Below are 21689 nucleotides of genomic sequence, written 5' to 3'. Positions count from 1 at the left end.
CTATGGCCATTAAACTAAATAAAGACGAGAGCCTTTTTCGCAATGAATTGATATTCACCGCAGATGCCAAAGCTGTAAATATCGATAATACAATGGTAAACTTGTTTATGCTGTTAAAGCATAACGGGATAAGGCCAAAACAACGTGCAAGAGCTGGCATCAATTCGTTTATTGATCTAGACACTCTCAAGAGAGTGTTTGCCAAATTAGAGGAAGAAGGTTCAATAAAAGGATTCAACGAAAATCCTGAAGCTGCGGAATTGTGGATGCGCAGTAATTTGGTCAACATGGTTTATAGAGGAAACCTTGACAAAGAAAAAATATCCTCTTTAAGACCCATTCATTTAGAAAGTTACAGAGTGCGGAATGCTGCCAATACAAGAGATTATAATACTGCAGATCAAGTTTACCTAATGCTTAGTGCTAACCCTACAGTACGAGAGGATTTGAAAAGCTTCTTGATGGAAGGTTGGGACCAGACAACGAGTAAAATTGACTCTGGAAACCATCTTGATGTAGATAGTCTTGGTTTGTTACACATTATCAAAAACGTAAAGCCCGGATTTCTGGAAAGCAGTTCAAGCCTAAACCAAATACAGCCACTTCTGCTTGAGCAAGCAGAGCTATATTGTGATGATGTGCGCAGAATTTTGGTCTACAAAAGACTGATACCAAGAAATGTCTTGATAGATTACCTTAAAACCATTACTTCATTTCATTTGTCCATTTATATCCAGAAGTTAATTCATACCCTGCCACGCATGGTAGAGCAAGGTAATAATGAAGTTAGAATTGATTGGAATATTGTAGTTGATGCCACTGATAACTTTGAAAGTAAAATAGCACGAATATCAGCAGAAGATGTAGAAACATTGAACAATAACGTTTACGATTACATAAAAGCTACTTTTCAGATCAATGCTGCCCTGAGAAGGTTAAAGCTTGATAAAACTAATTCAGAAAACCTCAGAAAGGCTCTTGAACTATTAAAAGAAAGACCTCAAGATTTCGAAATTTACTTTGAAACTCAATGGGATAATCTATATAGCACACTAGATATTGAGGACAAAGACCTAATTGGTGATTTGGTCAAATATGAGAATACCTATTTTGATCGGTACATAGAATTGATTCTAAAAGCCAGAGGCAATTATCAATTTCGCTATCACCTGCAGCTTTTTGACAATCTATCTCAGAAGAATAATGAAAGAGGTTTTTTAGCCCAAGGACGGGGAAGAAAGCACCCACGAAGATATGTTTTGGGTACAAGGTTGTTGGAAACACTTGTTCAGATTCTGGTTCTTGAATCAAACGGTTCAAATTTCCAAACAAGAACACTATCCATCGAAGAACTTATTCAGAAAATAAAAGATCGCTACGGATTGATTATCAATGGACTATCAGAGGAACGCTTTAATGATGCAGACATCAATACCCATCTTGCTTTTAAGGAAAATGTAGAGGCGTTTAAATTAAAGCTCAGGCAAATAGGGTTTTACAATGACCTAAGTGACGCTTATATCCTTCAAAGAATAAGACCACGCTATGAATTAAACGCTCAGTAGAATGCAAATGACGACTAAAATAAATACATATTATCAACGAATCATTGACCTAATATTGGAACTGTATCATGATGATTTGAGCAAAGCCATACCTGGTCATTGCATGAAGATCACCGGATTAGGTCTCACCGAATTGGAATTTCTTTGGGAGCTGATTCAAGAGAAGTACAATAACATCAATACATACATAGTAAGTGATGACTCAGCGACAGATGAAAAATTTATTACTGCTACAAAGCTTATAGAGTTTAGAAACAAACAAGACGCTCCGCTACTAGTCCTTATTCCTTCAAATAGTAGAACATCAGCAGAAGACTCTTATGGAAATGCCACATTTAAAGAAATTTCTTTGGAAGGCATTGAGCAAAGATTAAAAGAGCAGCTGATAAGGAATATACCTTCTGAATATGTGACAATACTAAAGAATGAAATTTTTGGAAATCTGAATCTCAATCAAATCGAAACTGTAAATGTGATAGATTATCTTCTCTCGCTTGAGGAGAAAGGTTATTCGATGGAGGCGATTGGTAACCAACTCTACCTTCTAGAATTGATACCAGATTCAGCTTTACTTAGTAATAAGGACAAGATTAGGTCAAGACTTAATTTCAATTCAAAAAGCATTGAACTTCTAAGTTCGTTCAATAAGCCGTTATATGACCGTATTGCAGAACTTCCTTTAGAGCCAAACACACTTCAAAAGGAATTAGTAACCTTTGTTAAGACCGAAAATAACGCAAGAAATCTCTCTGAGATTTGCAATCTCATACATAGGAATTACCCTAATCTTAATTTTGCGAATTGGCAGATTCCTAATCTCGATTTTTCTCATATCAAATTATATGCTGAAGACATTAAATCTCCTGACTTCTCAGTTGAAGAGGGTAAGCAGGTTTTAAAAGCTAAAGAAAATAGCACTTCAAAAGTTAGGGTGAGGTTTACGATGAGTCAAAATCCTAAAGATATTCCTGGGCTTGCCCATTTCAAGATAATTTTGATGGCCGTAAATGTTGGTTCAGGAGAAGAAATTCAAATACTTCGGAAAGTGAAAAACTCTACTTCCAACCGACCATATCGGGATGTTACTGTTGACCTTAATCCAAATATTATGGAAGAGGGTTCTTACTTCTTCAAGGTTTTGGCGGAAGACGAACACGGTAACATTCTCAACAACAATGATGATTTTAAGGAAACAAAAATTCAATCTAAATGGGAAGATGTAAAATCCAATGACAATAGCATTTTAAAAAGCTCCTTTGACTTCAAATTAACCTGTGATACAGATGATTTTGATTATGTAGTTGAAGAAAATCCTGAACGTGAAGAGAGTCAACGGAAGGATAAACTAAATAACGTATTGCAGGCTTTCTTCAAATTCCGTATTGAGAAATTGAAATCAGGAATGCAGATTGAGTACCCAGAACCCTCTGAGACATCCAATATTTGGATTTCCGAGTTAACCAAGCATACTTCAACCTATCACATTAATTATTCTGAAAGGCATAATTATCAGGTTAACATATCCTCTAAACTGCGGGCAATAGAAGATATTCTTTTAAAAAATTCAGATCATTTGGGGTATGTTAAAACTACACTTCGAAACAACTCTTCAGCCTTAGGATTTGAAAAAATAGAGTTTTTCAAAAGCGAAGTATCATCAATAGTACCTAAAGAGATTCTAAGCCTCCGTACTGAAATTTTCAAAAAGATACAAAATTCCAACGCCTCTCAAAATGGTGTACTTGAAACAGCAGATATTTTCAATTTCGTGGATTCATTTCGGACTTATATAGAAATAATCAGCAATTGGACTGCATCCCTTAAAAAGCAAATTCTGGAAGAAGATATTAAGGATGATGAAAAGTCCAGTATACAGGATTTGCTTGTTGAGGTTCAGATGCTTGACTTGGTAAAAGTAAAAACAAAGCTTCCCGATGGGAAATCAGCTGAAGCATTTTTATTATCACCCTTGCATCCACTGCGATTAGCTTGGTGGGTTCAATTAATTGATGTGTTTACTGATTGGGAAAAAAAGACACATGATTATCAAGGCTATAAAGATGCATGGTTTAAAGGACTATCAAATCTTTTCGAAGGACAGTTAACACCGGAAAACAATCCTTTGGTATTGGTTGAGCCAGGTACGTTTAAAGCATTTCATTATTCAGGTGAACTTGCTTATGGTTGGGGGCTTTATCTAAACGTTCTTTCCGAGGAATCAAATAACGGAATGACCTCTGTTTCACGGCAGATGAAGCACTATTTCCGTCAGCTATTCAATATTACTAAGGAAAACTATGTTGAAACCGAGGTAAGCCAAAATCTTATTGTCAGGCATATAAGGAACTATCTGGTTCAACATCCCTATACGGATAAATTGATTATTAATCTTTTCAATGCAGGTGACGCGGGAGTATTTGCCGATTCTTTGGTTGAGTTAGAGAAAGAGACAAGTTTTCAAAACATCAAGTATGAAGTTAGAATTTTCAAAGGAGATGATAAAATCATTGAACATGGGGAAGCACTTAGAACCTTAATAAATCCAGAATCTAACATTTCAGAGGAAGCTGAATCATTCTCACAACCCTCTGCAAACAGGTTGTTCCCAAAATTAAGGTTTTCAATTAATAGTATTTCAAATTACCTCAAATCACCGGCTCAGTACTCAGCTCATCTAAGTTTTCTAATTAGTCCATTCCCAATTACGGTTCAATTGGTCAAACCATACAAGCAAGACAGGAACTTTTACTTAAATGGATTAATCGTTTCACCAACAATTGCTGTTAATGACTCTGGTCATGAAATTAAATGGAACAGGTATATACAAGGAAATGAAATAATACCGAATTACTCTGGGTCTGGTTCAATTGGCGTAAACTTATTTGATCACATTCAAACCTTCATTGCAGGTGCATTGGCATCTAAATTCACAGAGTCAATACCTTCCACTCAACTTCGTTTAAATGATAAGGACAAGGTTCTACTAACCCATTTACATGATTATTCAGACTGGGTTATCACCTTCGACAAGAACCTTGGACCTCAAATATTTGACCAACCATCCAAGGATGGTAAAATTCCTTTCCTTTTGGATTACGTGCCAGGTGAAGAGGTCACAGGGATTTCATCTTATTTGACTACCAGACCAACATCCGAAATTCTTGGTCTTTTGGGTCCACACTTTGAAGAATTCAATATTGATATTCACAATCCAAAGGATGAAAAAAAAGTCAAAATTCTTCTGGAAGATTTGAGAGCTGTTTCCAGCTCTTTAGTACTACAGCTAAATTCTTCTAAAAACAAAGCATTTGAGGTGATTGGCTCTGCATTTACCAAACGAGTGTTGGAGAAAAAAGGCTTGCTTGAAGAATCTTTCCTCATTCCTATTGACCTGCATCATAATCTTTTTGAAAATTTACCTACTGAAAGCAAGAGCCGGGCAGATAATCTACTGGTTTCCATCGACCCGGTGAATAGAGATATTCAAATCACGGTAATTGAAATAAAATGCAGAAAGAGCATTGGAGTTGCAGAGACAGATGATTTGAAAACAAAAATGCGTGAGCAAATTGAAAACACTATTCTGGCACTCCGCCTGCATTTTGATTCAGAATATCATTTGTCATTTGATCGATTAGATCGTGAGATCAAGAATAAAGAGCTGAAATCCTTATTGAGCTTCTACATCGAAAGAGCTTACCGATATGAATATCTAAATGAAAATGCCTATGCAAGTTATAATGCATTTTTACAGACCCTTAATTCTGGCTTCAATTTGTCATTCAAACAACTTGGACTAATCTTTAATTTCTCTGCTGAAAAGAAACATCAGAAGGAATCAATTGACCAAGATTTGACCTTTTTCACTTTTGGAGGTAACCTGATTGAGCAAATTCTTGATCCTGATTCAGACTTAAACACTAGACGTCTTGAAGATCACACACTGGATATCGAATTAGGTGAAGCTGTGGGAATTACCTCCAAACTACGGCCTTTCATACATAAACTTAAATCCAAGGAACCAAAAGAACAAAAGGATAGGCCAGTAGTTAAGCAAAAAGATGATATACTAGAGGAAGAAGATGGAGGAATTAAAGAGCGTAAAGATAAAGCTTCTGACCATACTCCTGAAAGCCCTGTCACTGCAATTGATAGTCCTTATGATTCAGAGGTATCACATTCTGGTTCAAAGGAAGATCAAACCAACATTACTCCTCCGAATTATGACATTCTGATTGGTAGAAATTCAGCAAGTGAGCAATACGGGATTTTGGGCGAAAGTCTTCATGGGAAAAAAATTGCCATGGATTTAAGCGAAACAAATACGATTAGTCTTTTTGGTGTTCAAGGGGGAGGTAAAAGTTACACGATAGGCACAATATCTGAAATGGTATTGAAGCAGTTCAATGAGATTAACATACTACCCTCTCCATTAGCAGGAGTGATTTTTCATTATAGTGAGAGCATGGATTATGAACCTGAGTTCACAACCATGAAGCAACCAAACGACAAAGAAGATGAACTTAGAAAGCTCAAAGAAAGATATGGTGCAAACCCTGACAAAATTGAAGATGTAATCATTCTTACGCCTAAAGATAAAATCGATGAAAGACGTGCTGAATATCCTTCCATTGAGGTGAAACCAATAGCATTCAACTCTAAAGAATTAAGTGTTCAGGATTGGATGTTCTTACTCGGAGCTATCGGAAATGATTCAACTTACATAAAGCAGCTAAAAGCTATAATGAAGGAATTACGTAGAGATTTATCACTAGATGGGATTTCTCAAAGCGTGGAAGAATCAGAACTCCTATCCAACACACAGAAAGCTTTAGTAAGACAAAAATTGAGTTTTGCTCGTGAGTATATTGATGACAGGTTCATTTTGCGAGATTCCTTGAAACCAGGTAGGCTAATCATTGTCGATCTTCGTGATGAGTTCATTGTAAAGGATGAAGCATTGGGATTGTTTGTAATTATGCTCAACATCTTCTCGGCAGTGAAAAACGTTGACGGAGCTCACTTCAATAAGTTCATAGTATTTGATGAGGCTCACAAATACATGGACAATAAAGATTTGACAGGGAATATTGTAACTTCCATTAGAGAGATGCGACACAAAGGAGTTAGTATTATGATTGCCAGTCAAGATCCTCCAAGCTTACCAAATGAAATTATTGAGCTTAGTTCAATTGTGCTTCTTCATAAATTCAACAGTCCACAATGGCTAAAGCATATTCAGAAGTCCGTTACTCAATTGTCATCACTTTCTCCTGCTGATATGAGTTCACTTTCACCAGGTGAGGGCTTTCTTTGGGCCACTAAAGCTACAGACAAGGGAATTTCATCAAAACCATTAAAAATTTCTACCCGACCAAGAGTAACCAAACATGGTGGAGCAACAATTCAAGCAACTGGTGCAAAATGAAAGCAATAACAGTTTCACATAAAGGAAAAAGGGATATCAATCAAGATTTGATCCTTGATTTCAAAGCTATTGATGGCTCATACCTTTTGGCTGTGATTGACGGAATGGGTGGTTATGACTATGGTGAGATTGCAGCTAGAATAATCAGGGAAAATATTGAGGCCTATTTGTCTACAGTCGGGACAATTGATGCCTTTCATATTCAAAAGGCTATCAATAAATCGAATTTGGCTATTCGGCAGCAAAAGTCATATTTGATAAAGAACATGGGGGCAACCATTGGAGGGGTAATAATTAGAGGTTCTTCAGTAATTTATTTTTGGGTAGGAGATGTCAAAATACTTCATTTCAGAAACAAAGTTCTTTTCTTTGAATCCTCACCTCATAACTTAATTAGTGATTTGATTGCTAGTGGTAACGTTTCCGAACCTTCACAACTTTCAAAATATAGGCATGTTGTTACTCGATCTGTTCAAGGGGAAACCAAAAAATCTCATGCGGAAATTTTAACCAATGATTTTTGTGATCAATCAGACTTATTAATAGTTTGTTCTGATGGTGTCCACGATACATTGGATTGTCTTCAAATAGAAAATATTCTACGTAAGGTTGAATCTCCTTCAGACTTGAAAGCTGAGTTGGAATCAAGACTTTTAGAAGAAGCTAGTGACAATTTCTCGTTTGTGATCATCACTTATTCATAAAAAAGAATGCTGGTTTTGGAGGCTATTTTAGAAAGATATTTAATGCTATTCCAATGATTATTATTCCTATTGCCACAAACAATGATATTTTCAATATTTTTATTTCCTCGTCTTGTTTGGCTAAGTGTTCATTTGTCTGTATGAAACGCTTCTCAAACGCTGTACTCAAACCCCCTAATTCAGATTTTGTTTGTTTTGATTGCTCTTCAAGGGCGTAAGTAAAAGTTGATTTCAAGCTACTATTGGCTTCCGATAACTTTTCGGCAAGGGAAGTAATTTTACTATCATTATTCTGAATTACCTGCTCCTTGGAAGAAGTCGTTTTGTCAATAATTGAATTTTGTGTTTCATTCAATTTGATTTCTAAAGCTTGCTTAGCACTGGTGATTGACTCAATAATCAGGTGTGATTTTGATGAAAGTGCATCAAGTTTTGTAGGGAAGTCAATTGCTGACAAAGTCTCAATTAATGAGTTACTTGCTTGTACAACACCTTTGTAATGCTCAAGAAGATTATTTATACCCTCAATTTTTTCGTTATTAGATGTCTCAACTTTCTTGGAAACTAAATCAAATTTGTCGACCCCTTTTTCTATTGTTTCTTCCGACTTAGAGATAATTTTTTGAATTGTCTTTGAGTTCTCATCTTGGTTTTTTGTGAGAAATGAAGTCAATTCAGTTTTTAAGTCCTTTACTCGACTTTCATAGTCTGATTTTATGCTTTGAAGATGCTCAACATATTTACGTTTTACTTCTGAAATCCCGTCGGTAATTTCTAGAGATTTTCCTCGGAAAAAATCAACTTGCTCTTTGGCGGAAGATAAGTCCTCAAGGTTTTTTTGAAGTTCAAAAAGAACCGAATTTGTATTTTTATCGATCATATTCTAATAAATATTTTTGATTAAAGTCTTTTAGCCAATCGTTGTGAAACTCTAGGTATAATTCTTCAATGATTACATCAAGTATATTGGCAACTTCTTGACTATCATGGGCATTTTTAATGATTTCAGTTTTATATCTCTCTATAATTTGTGATAATTCTTCAAATGGAAGATCCGTATATTTTTCTTTAAAGAGCTTGAAGCCTAAGGTTAAGCTTGTCTTTGCTTCATTTTCAATGTTTTTGTTTGAGCCTATGCCTAAGACAAATAGGGAATATGCTTTCAGTAAAAGTAAAACTCCATTTTTGGGTTCTGTCCTTAGAAGTCTTAAGGCTGCTCCACGAAGATGTTTAGTATTGTCTTTCTGTGCTCCACTTGGATCAATTGTGGTTGCTTTTATATACTTCCATAATATTTCAAAAGAAAAATCTTTTGCATTATCTGTATCTAGTGTCAGTGAGTAGTTTTCTACATCTATTGTGTGATTTAATTTGGCATATTTAGAGTTGAAATATAAATGGATAAAGTCTTTCAATTCTTCATTTCCATTTTTTGACATCCCAGTTTGACAAGCCAAAATCATATCGTCAATAGAACGCATTCTCTTTTTTTCAATCTCTTCATAAACAAAATTTGTCAAGAATGACAAACACTTTTGAAGTATTGTTTCCCCTTTTGCGTTAAAAACATTTTCAATTTCTCTTTCAACACGATTTGCAGAATAATACTTCCGCATAAATATTTTGAGATGTTCAATGTATTCATCGTCAGTTTTCTTGACGACACTTATTTTATAACTTTTTTGGTTGTAATCGACTGTATAATCGTCAATTATTCCAATAGACGAAAGGCGGAAAATTGCTTTATCTGTATCAGCCTTGTTTCTTGGGCTATAGTAAAGTTGTTTTAATTTTTCAAGATTGTTTCCGTTTGCTTCAATTTCAATATTGAGTTTTTCTTTTACATTTTTCAGAAAATTTTCAAAATTACCCTCAATTGATTCTATAATCACGCTATCACTTGCTACATCTGTAATTATTGTTTTGAAAAGTGCCTTGATTTCTTCGTAAAAAATATTTTTGTCAGCAAATTTGTTCGCAAACGGAATAACGATTTCAGGATTTACTTCTTGATGAAAATCAACTTCAATAAGTCTTTGTTCTATGCCAATTTCGGAAGATTCATTTGTTTTTACTTCTAACCATTTTTTTAGTAAATCAACATCATTCAATTCAAAAAATTTATCTTGAATTTTATGTATAACGACATTTACAATCTGATTGGAATATTCTTGACTACAGACTATATTATGAAAGCTACGATTTAGATTAACTAAATTTATTCCGCCAATTTTACCATTGTTTTCATTAAAAATATTTAAATAATTCATAAAAACACTAAGTCGTAATCCTTCTTCCCCTGTTTCGTCAATTAATGCCTCAGATATCTCCCGTAATTTATTATTATTTGGAAATAGGATTTCTTCTAAAAGTTCTTTGATAACCACGAATTCTTTTTCTTGACCTTTGAATGAGTTGTTGTGAAAGAACAATAAGTTGTCTTTATCTATAAAAATTTCACCTAAGCTTTCAAGTATTTTTTTTTCGCTGTGTTTCAGTTCTTCATTTTCAATAGCTTTCAAAATTTCGGGGACTTCTTCTAAATAGAATTTTTGATTTTTAAATCTCTTTAATAGCTTTAATGCTTCCTCACTTATGTCGGATTCTAATATTTCATAAAACCTTTGATTGAAAATTGCTACTTTTTGTTCATTAAAAAGGATCGTAGAAAGTGCCATTTTTCTATCACGACCTGCTCTTCCTGCTTCTTGTACAAAACTTTCAATTGAGGCGGGAATATTGACGTGCACGGTAAATCGAACATTTGGTTTGTCAATTCCCATTCCAAATGCTTTGGTAGCAACCATTATGTTTTGTTCGTTGTCAATAAACTTTTTTTGGTTACCAAATGATTCTGTCTCAATCTCTTTACCAACTTTTTCATCCTCATCGGAACTTCCCATAAAAATTCCGATTTCGTATTTACCTTGTTTGGTTAAAACATCAGCTATTGCCTTACGTTTTGGAAGTGGCAATTTTACTTTTTTACCATTTTCATCTATAACGAAATCCCCCCGTTTATGAATTATATTTCCATCTTTATCTCGGATATCCTCTTCATATTTGTCAGACTCAAACTTATCTGTAACACCAAATAAACTTTTTCTATGCGGACAAAACACAATACCACCATTATTAAAAATTAATTTGTTGTTTTGCTCACTAGAGTTATAAAAAGATGAAATATCAAAATTTTCAATTTTGATATTTGGCAGATTCCCCTCAACTGAAAATTTTTCCTTTGTCCATTCTAAAATCGTTTTCGTTTGTTCATTTAATTCGGAAATTCTGTTGGGAACAAATTCGACAATTTTTGTCAATGCAGATTGTTTTTCTAGGGCTGTTTGTTTCCTTATATCTCCTTTTATCGGTTGAAATGGTAGTAGTATTTCTGTTTTATCAGAAAGTATAAACTTGAAATTATTGTCTCTTTCAAAATTTACAATTGTATTGAATATTTGATATTGTAATTCTGTTCTGTTCGTATTTTCAAATCTTACAATCGCATCTGTGTCAATATTAGCAAGTCCATTCCCTGACAATTCCCTTTCTACATCAGAAAGCACATCGAATGAAGCTGTTGCGGTAAGTCCAAAAATCGGAATAGTTTGCTTGTTTTTGGTTTTACAGTAATCAATAACATTTCTACCTAAACACAAATAGGAAGTCCTAAAATCATGTCCCCATTCAGATACACAATGGACCTCGTCAATAACACAGTAACTGAAAAACACTTTGTTATTGTACATTTCCTGTAAGGAAAGCCTAAACTCTTCGATTTGCAAACGTTCAGGCGAAACGAAAGTGAGTAAAACTTTACTTTCTGTAACTTGATTGGTGGCAATTGTTTTTTCCTCACGGGTTAATTTTGAGTTGATGAAATTACAACTGTCGATTCCGTTTTTTAAAAGGTTATCAAATTGGTCCTGCATTAGCGACTTTATCGGGTCGATAACCATTGTAACACCTGGTTGCAATAAAGAAGCTATTTGATAAGTCATTGATTTTCCACCACCTGTTGGTAGTAGACCGATTACACTTTTTCCCTGTAATGCTCGATTTAAAATAGGCAATTGTCCTTCTCTAAAACTTTCTTTTCTGAATATGTTTTGCAGAAAATAAGTTAGACTTTCTCTGGCTTCTTGAATATCCTCGTAAGATTCATTTTCTAACTTTGTCGTGATTGGTTTATAATCAATCAGATCAGTAGTATAGATTTTCCTTTCAGAATTTACATAATGAGAGGAACGTATAATTGCTTTGATTTTACTATTAAACGGTATGTCGCTTTTTACAACTCCTCGTCTTTGTAGCACAGAAATGTCAATAATTAAATCAAATTCTTTCTCACTTTGGAATTTGCTTATGAGTTCGGGTTTGGTGTCGTGTAGTTTTGAATTTACAAATTCATTTGTGCTTAATACCTGTAAATTAATAATTGGAAAAAATTGATCTTTCCCAGCAAGAGCGAAAAGATGTTGGAAATGTTGTTTTAAGTCTTCGATTGCTAATGCAACACAAGGAACATCTCTTTCTATTGCTAAAACATTCCATTCTTTAGCTTTTAAATCAACCTTTTTTGAAAGGATAAGCTCAATAATCGTTTTTTGAATTCTGGCAATTGCAAAAGGGGATAATGCCAGTTGAAGAATGTCTAGCCAATTGTTATCAAGATTTCTATTGTAGTTGGCATTAATAATCTTGAATGAACTAGAACGTTTAGCCCAGGTTGCAAATGATTTATCAGAAATGTTTTTAATTCTAAAAGTTTTCCAATTTGTTTCTTTTACCGAATTATCTCTGAATTTATCTAATAAAACTTGTTCTGGAAGATTGTGATGTGTTCCGTCAATCTCAATTAGAATTCCCTGATTATAATTTCTAATTTTCTTTTCTCCAAAATCTTCAAATGTAATATTTAATTCATATGGGAACTCATAAGAAAAATCTACTCTTTGAGAATGGAAATTATGTCCAATCTCCGGAGTTACAATTGTGTTTAATTTTCTTTGGGATTCTAACAGTTGTTGTATAAAACTTAACTCATTTGTAGGTAAATATTTGAAAATGAAATCTCTTTCAAAGTTACTCTCAAGGTCAAAGTCGCAATTGTTTGCATTCAGTATTACCCTTGGGTCAATGATATGAAGTGCAGAAAAGACATCGTTGCTTTCATCATTATTTAATAGGGATATATACTTAATGTTTCCTAGTTGCTGTGAGGTATCGGAATCATCACATTGAAATTTTTGAAAGAGTTCTAAAAATTTGTTTTCTATAAAAATACTAGGCCGTGTAGGAATTCCACGAACGATTATATTGTGAATTACAGAAGCAAAACTTTCATTTGAATTTGAAGATATATTACAGTCTGTTTCAAGGTCAAAACAAGATAAGTGTTTAAGAAGTCCTTTAATTTCTTTCGATTTGTTAAGGGTTTTGAGGGTTTCATTGATCCCATCAAGTAAATATCCTGCCTGAAATTGAATTTGGTTCATAGACCGTTTAAATTCTATAAAAGTTTGGGTAAATGCAAATATGCTGTAAACCATTGGCGTTAAATGGTAGGTAACATCTCATTTAATTTTGCACAAGCGATGGTATTCTGCCTTTCCTAATCATTTCGCTTAAAGTTAGCTTTGTCTTCTTTTTGGGGACTGGGTTGACTTTTAGAGCAATTAAATAATATCAGTTATCTTGAATCTTCTGAAAGAATTGAAAATCCTTTCTGAGCAAATCAAAAAATTCTTTACAACTGCTAATTGATTGTAATACATATTCTTTATCAGAAAAATAGAAGAAATCCCCCTCCAATTTTAGCCCATTGCTATATTTGATTTGATTTTTTAATCTTATTGAAGTGTTTTTTGAGTCAATTTTTGATGACTTATGAACTATTGTATTTCTAATTGTTCTAAATACTTCAAAATTTTTCCATTGAGCTGTCTTATAAAAATATTCCGTTACATTCAGTATTTTTTCTAACTTTCTCTTATTTCCCCACCGGCTTATATCTTCCGCTGGTTTGGAATCAGGGAACAATTGAATGTGGCGATCAAGAATCTGATTAAAATATCTTTCCCAATAGGAATAGACACTTATAACTAGACTTTTGTAGAAAAAGTCTCTCATTGTTGATTCAAGAAATGATATTTGATCATCTTCAGGAAGCTCATAATTTATTGTTGAAAGTTTACCAAATCCTAGCATCTCAAATTCAGTCCATTCAGAATCATTGCTTTCAGCGATTCCTTTGGTTTTCTCTTCACTAATAGCATTTAACTTGGCTATCCTTTCATCCAATAGGTCTTCCATAGCTGCAATGACCTCAAAATATAATTCAAAGCTTAAATCTATATTCTCGAAAATCTTATAAATATTTGGTTGTTTTCTCATTTTCAATTACATAAGTGAAGATTAAATTATTTCAAGCCTTAATTGTAAGAATAGTCTTTTGGTAGGATAAGCCTTAATTAACCCCAATATTATCCAAGGAGGTCAATAACCTGGGCAGTTCATCAAAGAATCCTGCGCCAAACTCATTATTGAATCGTCCATCATTTTCGATCTGAATAATGCTGAAGTTTGAATGTACATATTCATCAGTCCCGGGCTGGAAGAAGTAAAAAATCTTTGTGTCATCTGTTCTTAATTCCTTTGTGGCCGTGAGAAACTGGAAATTCCTGATCAAATATTCACTGTGAGTTTCAATAATAAATTGGACATTGAACTTGGTGGATGCTTCCATAAACATATTTGCCAACTTGGATTGAAAAGCCGGATGGAGATTGCCTTCCGGTTCTTCAATAAGAAAAAGTGATCCTAAATAAAATCTTTCCCCTGCTATATTTCGGAAATTGGCATTTGCTTTTAAAGCCAAGCTCATGATTATTGGAAGCAACTGCGTAAACCCAAATCCTAAATCTGACAATAAAATCCTTTTGCCATCCTTTATGATAAAAATTTCTATTAATCGGTCTTTGTGGGACTCAATTTCAATTCTTTCCCCAATAGAAAACCTTGTCAGTTGTTCAGAAACAAATTGTTTTACCGAAGGATTAAATCCCTCACTTTCATTTTTATATTTCAAGAAAAACTGGAGAAGTTCTTTTTCCCTTTCTGTATAAATTTTTTTCGCAATGGACCTGACAGAAGAAAAGTGAAATATTGAATTAAACTTTTCTGTAAAGGTTTTTAAACTATGATTGAAAATCAATGATGAAAAATCCTCTAAAAAAAATTTTGCATAATCTGTCTTCTTAAATTCCAATCCAAATTTGTCTAGATAGTATTCAGCACTATTCACTATTGAACTTCCAATCATATTGATACCGCTAAGGATTGTCTCATCATTTTGCGGTAAGTCAGCAAATGGATGTTCAAAAGGAATGATGATTCCACCCTTAAAACAAACATCCATCCCCTCTAAGTATTTTTCATAGATTTTTTCATTGCTGTCTACATTTTCATATAACAGCTTATTTTCAGTCGGAAAAGCATATTTTAGCCCCTGCCTTCCAAAATTTTTTTTGACTTTGATTCTTTTAAAATCGAGATTATTCAAAAAATAATTGACATCGACCCTATATTTAATATGAAGCCCATTATCATCATCACGGCTTTTTAAGCCATAAAAAATCCGTTCATCATCTGAGTTAAAAAATACGAAGGATACCAAATCCCCCTTATTGGGATTTAATTCATTCATCTTATATCCTAGTTCCAGTTTTGCATCTCCGATGTAGTTGATTTGAAAGTCAAATTTAAAATAGATAATATCAGATGTAGAATCATAGTTAAGCGTATTTTTGAAGTCATTGAGGTTATGACCACTTCCTGAAAAATCCAATTCTTCAAGTGATTTGGTTTTTTCTAAGCTGGTTTTAAACAAAACAAAAGCTTTTATCAAACTACTTTTACCAGAACTGTTAATCCCGGTCAATAAGGTGATAGGGGCTAAATCAAAAGCAGTCCGATCTTTAAATAGCCTGTAATTTTCTAATTCAATGGTTTTGATATAATTCATCATGTTTTTTTATGGTCCTAAATTCATTTCCATTTCCCCCACAGCGAAAGCAATGAAATCAGGGGCACAATCTGTTCAACTGGGATTTTGACAATAATTGAATTGAAAAGTGATTATTACCGCATCTAGCTGTTCACCTATCAACAAGGAAAGTAATTGGGAATTTAGATTTGGATATGGGTGTATTCAAAGCTATAAGTAATGATAACTAAAAAAGAGATGTTTCAATCAAACATGCCTCTATTTCTTTTTGGGATTGGATTAAATGACAGACAATCAGCTTAGAAATGTTTTCTTAATTCTTTGACTCTACTTCCAACAGGATGTGGAAAATTAATGTCACCTAAGAGAAGTCAGCCGAGTTCGTTGTTGTTTCGTAAAGGGAGGACGAAGCGAGAGCTCCGGGCCGGGGTGTGGGGAGCATACCCTATAGCAATGTAAAGACAAGATTGCTTGGAGTTCCCAAAGGGTAGGTAGATAGCTCCATCAGTCAGTAAGTTAAGTGTTGATGACCAAGTATGGACTTAAATTTGAAGAACACAGCTATGGCTTCCGCCCCGAAAAGAATATCGATAAGGCAGTAGAAAGTAACACTAGCTCAGATGATTAATTAATGGTCTTGCCAAATAATCTGAAGGTATCATTCAACTTTTTGTTGCTTTTAGACTTTCGATAAAATTAATTAAAAATAATCTGCTATATTTTTTAAAAACAAATCAGAAAATTCTTAAATTTCTATGAAACAAACAGTTACCTATTGTTTTGCAGATTCAATAGGTTCAAAGGATCTGATAGATCCTTTGAACCTTTGTCGGCGTTAATTTATTTCTTTTCCACCTGTAAAATACTAACCTCTCAAAAGGTTTGAATTCCTTTTTTGCAAAAGAAAGTGTTTTAATGGAGGGATTTAAATTTCTTAAATTCAAAATTTGAATAAACACCTTAGCATTCTGGATAATTATTAATTTTTCTTTTAATGACAAGTAGAATTAGTGGTTCAATAAGCCTTGTACAAGTGGTCAGTCTATCATTTGGATTACTGTTCTTAATTGCAGTTATATTTTTAGTAGAGATAAACCCATGTGCAACAAACATTCAGGTTTCCACCTATAGAACTATATTGGCTATTGCTGTAGCTGGTGTTGCTGCGGTGATTCCTGGCTTTTTCAAATTTCGTTACAAAGGGATAGTGTCCGCAAGTGGAGCTATCGGAGTTTTTGCATTTGTATATTCCTTAAATCCGGCGTTTGTACAAGGAGGAGGTAATTGCAACTTCAATTTGCCTGTTGTTTTTCATGTAGATGATTATGAAAATAAACTCCAAGAAGATGTAAAAGCTAATTTTTTATATGCTGGTCGTGACTTGGATGCTACGATTATAGATGGGAGACTAACTTTATACAGTATCCCGCAAAATTCTATAGGTGATAGTATCCAGGTAATCATCGAGTCTGGAAAGTACTTGCTAGCGAAGCATCCGATACTTATCCCTGAGCCCGGATCTATTCTTCAGATATTGTTAAAAAAAAAACAAGAATCTACCACAGTCAAGGGTGAAATAAGGGATAGGAATTTTCTTCCAATAAAATCTGCAAGATTAGTAATAAATGGAGTAAATGGAAATACAGATGAAGAAGGTAGATATACTTTTTCAATTCCATTTGGTAGTGGTATTTACAATTTACAAGTTTTCATTGGTACTGAACTAATTTATAATAGGGCAGAGAGCATAACCGAACAATTTTTCACTTTGAAAATAGAAAACTATGTTCAAAAGAATTAGTATCATAATAATTTTGCCCTTGCTATTGCATTTTATGCAATTAAACGGCCAAGACCTAATATTAAAAGGGGTTGTTAAGATTGATGGCCTCCCTATGCCCAATAGCACGATTTCATTTTTAAATGTTGCGACAGCCACTACAAATGAAAACGGCTATTTTTCACGTGCATTACCGAAACCTATTGACCTCCTATATATCGAAGTTCCAGAGGGGCTTAGTTTAATTTCACCAGCCGATGGAATTCTTTTAATCGGTAATGTAGACCACTTATATACAATCCTATTTTCACGGAGTTTAAAAAAATCAGAGGCAAGCAAAGATTTAAGTCAATATGTCAATGAAATAATTGAGTTCTCACAGAATTCAGAAGTTATTGACCAAAAATTAGATATGATATTGACAAAATTTGATGAATTGCATAAGGACAAATTCAGTAAGGATGAAATTGACCTGATCGTTGCCAATGAGCGAAAACGGTTGGAGCTAAAATATGCCAAAGCTAATTTGTTGCCATTACTGACGGGAGCATTCGATCATTACTTAAGTAGAACAAGGGATTTAAGAGACGATTTCAGGAGAAGAGGTTCAAAAGTATTTAACGACCTCGGTTTAAATATTACTGAGCTAAACAAACGTATAGCTTCCTACTCTGAGGCATACGAGGAATTAAATAAAAGCAGATCTGCATTTGTTGCAAACCTTGAAATGTATTGGGCGGATCCCTATATAAAGATAAAAATGACAAACTTAATGTCCGCTGCACTTGATAATTTTCATAAAGGTCAGGTTTTGAAATACAATATCTTATTAAATGACATTGACAATTACAATCAAAAAACAAAAGGTAAAAGGCGTCGTGCTGAAATACAGCATGACATCGATGAATATGTTGAAATCTTAAGTCAAAATATTGACATTTTAGAAAGGGATAAAGCAGCGGTAGTCCAGCAATTATTGGACTACAATAGCAGCTTATAAAAGTATCTTAGATTACTTACAGTCAATCCATATTGTTAGTCATGAAAACACTTCTGTTTTTATTCATCTTTATAGGGGCTTTTAACGCAATGGCACAATCTAGTGTAAATGAAGAATTTCGTCCATCCCTGTCACCTTTAATTCTTACTCAGGGACAACTTGAAATTGGAAACGGTTTTAATTTTTGGCTTTTCGAAGTAGAAAAATCATTATACAGTTACCAATCTAAATACCAAATTTTCGGTAACTCAACTCAGGTTACTTACGGGGTTAAGTCTTTTATTAATATAGGGGTAGACTATAATTATTTGAGGGCTGGTAAGGCCATTCTTGAAGCTGGCGAGGAATTCAAAATAAATTTTTGGTCGACAACAATTGGGCCTCGGATCAGATGGTCACCATTTCAATATGATAAGCAAAAAAGATTCTCCATTTCATTTCAACATTCAGTTTTATTTCCATGGCAGAACTCACTTGATGAGGGAGGAAACAATTATTACATAGAAGGTGACCAACAAATAAAGCAACCAACATTTTCCAACCAATTTCTGTTTATGCACGGAGTTGGTCAGAGGTTCGTTTTTATGTTTCAATCCGACTTAATCATATTACCTCAAGTAAATGAGGATCTCTTGAGGCCACTCAGGTCATCATCATTTATGTATATGAGCTGGATGCCTAATACCCAATTGATGTTTTTCGTTTTGACAAATTATGTCACCGGTTTGGGTTCTGTTGAATGGGCTGACGACCGCAGAAAATATTTTTCGCTTTCCAACACAATAGGATTTGGCCCGGGTATTCAAATAGGGACTTCAAATTTTTCCTGGAGTCTTTCATATTTACACCCTATCTTAAATACTGGCTATATCAATGAGTCAATATCAACCAAAACATTTAATACTAGTTTAAGATGGAAAATAGAAAATTTACGACGATAATTTCATCTCTATTTGTAAGAGCTGTGATATTACTATTCTTGTTTAATTCTTGCGAACCACCTGAATATCCCGAACCTATCATTACATCCATTGAACCTACTTCTGGTAGTCCGGGAACACCAGTAATTATTAAAGGGAAATATCTTAATAATGTTTCGGGAATATTGTTTGGCACTATTATTCTAGCAAACAATGAATATAGTTTAGATCCTACTCAACCAAATACAATTATAGTAGAGGTCCCTGTACAAACTCCTGGGGATGTTCTTGTGGCATTTGAAAATAATGGGAACAGCTCCAATGGTTTAAATTTTAAAGTCTTACCTGTGAAACCTGATATTGAATTGATTGAACCTGAAAGTGCGAAAATTGGAGATAAAATTACGCTGGTAGGAAAATATTTTTCAAATGACCTTAAAATACATTTTACAGGGGCGACTCCATCAGAAATTGAATTCAAAAATGACAAGGTGATTACTTCGGTTATTCCCAATGGCGCAACCTCGGGCCTAGTTTATCTGACAGGGGACAATGGCATATATTCGGATAGCGTATATTATTCTATTTCGGAACCTGTTTCGGGTGCACCCAGTATTTCCAAGATTGAACCTGCCTCAGGTAAAATTGGGGACGTAATTATTATTGAGGGTAATAATTTCCAGGTCAGTCCGATTATTATAACATTGTCAAATTATACACTCACTCAAAATACAGATTATACAATAGATTCTAATAATAGAATATCATTAACGCTTCCCTCCAATTCCAAATCAGGTCCCCTTATAATCAGAAATGTTGAAGGTGAAGATGGTCGTAATTTTCTGGTTACCGGTCCACCGATGATAGAGCGTGTTTTACCGGTAAGTAATAAAAGAGGGGGACCCATAATTATTTTTGGTAAAAATTTGGAACATGTTGATAAAATAGAATTTGGAAGCACATTACTTTTAAAACCAAACTTTAGTTATTTTCAGGATTATGACGGTGTTGAAATTTTATATGGTCGTGTTCCAAATGCAACACCAGGCAATACAGGACTTATCCTCAGTGGACCTTTAAGCGGAAATTCATCAAAGTTTGATTATAATGTGCTTAGTGGAGAGCAACTACAGCTTCCGCTAGGATTCAACAACGTTATATTTCCTTACTCTCCACAAAGTCCTTCATTTTTCAGTATGAACAATCAATGGACAGGGAATATTATAGATGATGATAGATTGGGTATTCTTGTTACAGATTATATGATTAAAGATGAGTATTACGGTCTTTTGAGTGGGGGCGAATCTATTGGTTTTTATAAAAAAGATGGTAGTTTTATTTATATCAGAATAAATGGTGTTCCGTATGAGGGTAGGCGGGATCCGGATTTCTCTGGTAAAGGTGTTTCCAGAGTTATATTGACCCCCCTTGAATCAGGAACTCAAGTGGAGCTTATATTTCCTTTATTTATTGAGAAAATAAATCCAGCAGTGATTTCACCGGGAGAAATTCTGACAATTACTGGTAGGTATTTTAATGAATTAGAATTTTTTGATTTTGATGCTCAGGTTTTATTCGGAGAAACACAATTTTTTAATAGGTTTGAAGATACACCCGAAGAGGGTTTTGTATGGGGAAGCCGGACGGAGCTGAAAATCAAAATTCCCGAAAATGCCGTGCCGGGTAATTATATTATAAAAGTTGGCAGTATTGGTTTTGAATCAAATGAGGTAAGTGTACAAGTCATTAATTAATTCCTACTTTTAAACTATTTACCCGGATTGGGAAACTCTGGAAGCTCCTTTTATTTGATTTGATTTGTACCGCTTTGCCATCAATTCAAATCCATCTAGAAAAAGGTGGTTGCCCAGATGAAGTTCTCCCTCAAACTCGAAACGGAAACAGGAAAAGTCATGGTTCCTTTTTAAATGCAAGTCAGGATGGAAAACGGTAACCTCGGTTATCTTCGATACCAGAGACAAGGCAAACAGGAAACCAAAACCTATCAGAACAATCTTGCCCTATCATGAGAACCAAAGGGACCAATGAAGACGGTGGTTTGGTCCAGAACATCCAAAAGTTCAAAAAACCCATTTACTCGGTGGGGATCTTATTTCAAAAACGGAAAATACTACCAAAAATCACAGTTTATGCAACAGTGAAAAAAACATTATAGACCATTATCTAGCCTAATAATCCATCTGGCAAACACTTCCTCCTGCGGATTCCTGTATATTCCGATCCATCTTGACCACCTGTTCCGGTGATGCTGACCACTTTTTTC

At 34.3% G+C, this 21689-nt stretch carries 11 protein-coding genes; 7 read left to right on the top strand and 4 right to left on the bottom strand.

Translation table 11 applies throughout. From position 1 onward, the window contains the following. Window positions 1–2 precede the first annotated feature (2 nt). The 3 genes from mads7 to HMJ38_RS24145 all read left to right on the top strand — a co-directional run bounded on the left by mads7 (window position 3) and on the right by HMJ38_RS24145 (window position 7697). Window positions 3–1565 (top strand): methylation-associated defense system protein MAD7, encoded by a 1563-nt coding sequence (gene mads7 / locus HMJ38_RS24155; protein ID WP_194977021.1) that lies wholly within the window; start codon window positions 3–5, stop codon window positions 1563–1565. Window positions 1566–1668: 103 nt separating this feature from the next. Further along, window positions 1669–6993 carry a methylation-associated defense system ATP-binding protein MAD8 gene (gene mads8 / locus HMJ38_RS24150; RefSeq protein ID WP_228780256.1) on the top strand — a complete coding sequence of 1775 codons (5325 nt, stop codon included), beginning with the start codon at window positions 1669–1671 and terminating at the stop codon, window positions 6991–6993. Continuing rightward, window positions 6990–7697 (top strand): PP2C family protein-serine/threonine phosphatase, encoded by a 708-nt coding sequence (locus tag HMJ38_RS24145; protein ID WP_194977019.1) that lies wholly within the window; start codon window positions 6990–6992, stop codon window positions 7695–7697. The genes mads8 and HMJ38_RS24145 overlap by 4 nt, the downstream gene beginning before the upstream one ends. Before the next feature lie 22 nt (window positions 7698–7719). On the opposite strand, the gene HMJ38_RS24140 is transcribed toward HMJ38_RS24145, so the two are convergent. The 4 genes from HMJ38_RS24140 to HMJ38_RS24125 form a co-directional block, all read right to left on the bottom strand. Next, on the bottom strand, window positions 7720–8577 hold the full coding sequence (locus tag HMJ38_RS24140; RefSeq protein WP_194977018.1) for a hypothetical protein: 858 nt from the start codon (window positions 8575–8577) through the stop codon (window positions 7720–7722). Continuing rightward, on the bottom strand, window positions 8567–13195 hold the full coding sequence (locus HMJ38_RS24135; RefSeq protein ID WP_194977017.1) for a DEAD/DEAH box helicase: 4629 nt from the start codon (window positions 13193–13195) through the stop codon (window positions 8567–8569). The genes HMJ38_RS24140 and HMJ38_RS24135 overlap by 11 nt, the downstream gene beginning before the upstream one ends. Window positions 13196–13385: 190 nt before the next feature. Continuing rightward, window positions 13386–14093 carry a hypothetical protein gene (locus HMJ38_RS24130; protein WP_194977016.1) on the bottom strand — a complete coding sequence of 236 codons (708 nt, stop codon included), beginning with the start codon at window positions 14091–14093 and terminating at the stop codon, window positions 13386–13388. 73 nt (window positions 14094–14166) lie between these two features. After that, window positions 14167–15726: a DUF3696 domain-containing protein gene (locus HMJ38_RS24125; RefSeq protein WP_194977015.1), complete on the bottom strand. Its 1560-nt coding sequence runs from the start codon at window positions 15724–15726 to the stop codon at window positions 14167–14169. A 973-nt stretch (window positions 15727–16699) separates the two neighbouring features. On the opposite strand from HMJ38_RS24125, the gene HMJ38_RS24120 reads away from it, so the two are divergent. From HMJ38_RS24120 to HMJ38_RS24105, 4 genes are read left to right on the top strand one after another with little or no spacing between them, the layout of a single operon-like run. Beyond that, window positions 16700–17506 carry a hypothetical protein gene (locus HMJ38_RS24120; RefSeq protein WP_194977014.1) on the top strand — a complete coding sequence of 269 codons (807 nt, stop codon included), beginning with the start codon at window positions 16700–16702 and terminating at the stop codon, window positions 17504–17506. Then, the gene (locus HMJ38_RS24115) at window positions 17490–18485 is read left to right on the top strand and encodes a hypothetical protein (RefSeq protein ID WP_194977013.1); all 996 of its coding nucleotides are present in this window, start codon (window positions 17490–17492) and stop codon (window positions 18483–18485) included. The genes HMJ38_RS24120 and HMJ38_RS24115 overlap by 17 nt, the downstream gene beginning before the upstream one ends. Window positions 18486–18526: 41 nt before the next feature. Then, complete coding sequence (locus HMJ38_RS24110; RefSeq protein WP_194977012.1) at window positions 18527–19426, top strand: hypothetical protein; 900 nt, start codon at window positions 18527–18529, stop codon at window positions 19424–19426. Further along, window positions 19399–21159 (top strand): IPT/TIG domain-containing protein, encoded by a 1761-nt coding sequence (locus tag HMJ38_RS24105; protein WP_194977011.1) that lies wholly within the window; start codon window positions 19399–19401, stop codon window positions 21157–21159. Before HMJ38_RS24110 ends, HMJ38_RS24105 begins: the two co-directional genes overlap by 28 nt. Window positions 21160–21689 lie beyond the last annotated feature (530 nt).

It is taken from the genome of Aquiflexum lacus (genome assembly GCF_015476655.1).
Classification (GTDB): Bacteria; Bacteroidota; Bacteroidia; order Cytophagales; family Cyclobacteriaceae; genus Aquiflexum; species Aquiflexum lacus.
This window is presented reverse-complemented; position numbering and strand designations above follow the sequence as displayed.

Coding starts and splice junctions, on each gene's coding strand:
- mads7 (WP_194977021.1), top strand. CDS start 3: ATGGCCATTAAACTAAATAAAGACGAGAGCCTTTTTCGCAATGAATTG.
- mads8 (WP_228780256.1), top strand. CDS start 1,669: ATGAAGATCACCGGATTAGGTCTCACCGAATTGGAATTTCTTTGGGAG.
- HMJ38_RS24145 (WP_194977019.1), top strand. CDS start 6,990: ATGAAAGCAATAACAGTTTCACATAAAGGAAAAAGGGATATCAATCAA.
- HMJ38_RS24140 (WP_194977018.1), bottom strand. CDS start 8,577: ATGATCGATAAAAATACAAATTCGGTTCTTTTTGAACTTCAAAAAAAC.
- HMJ38_RS24135 (WP_194977017.1), bottom strand. CDS start 13,195: ATGAACCAAATTCAATTTCAGGCAGGATATTTACTTGATGGGATCAAT.
- HMJ38_RS24130 (WP_194977016.1), bottom strand. CDS start 14,093: ATGAGAAAACAACCAAATATTTATAAGATTTTCGAGAATATAGATTTA.
- HMJ38_RS24125 (WP_194977015.1), bottom strand. CDS start 15,726: ATGATGAATTATATCAAAACCATTGAATTAGAAAATTACAGGCTATTT.
- HMJ38_RS24120 (WP_194977014.1), top strand. CDS start 16,700: ATGACAAGTAGAATTAGTGGTTCAATAAGCCTTGTACAAGTGGTCAGT.
- HMJ38_RS24115 (WP_194977013.1), top strand. CDS start 17,490: ATGTTCAAAAGAATTAGTATCATAATAATTTTGCCCTTGCTATTGCAT.
- HMJ38_RS24110 (WP_194977012.1), top strand. CDS start 18,527: ATGAAAACACTTCTGTTTTTATTCATCTTTATAGGGGCTTTTAACGCA.
- HMJ38_RS24105 (WP_194977011.1), top strand. CDS start 19,399: ATGGAAAATAGAAAATTTACGACGATAATTTCATCTCTATTTGTAAGA.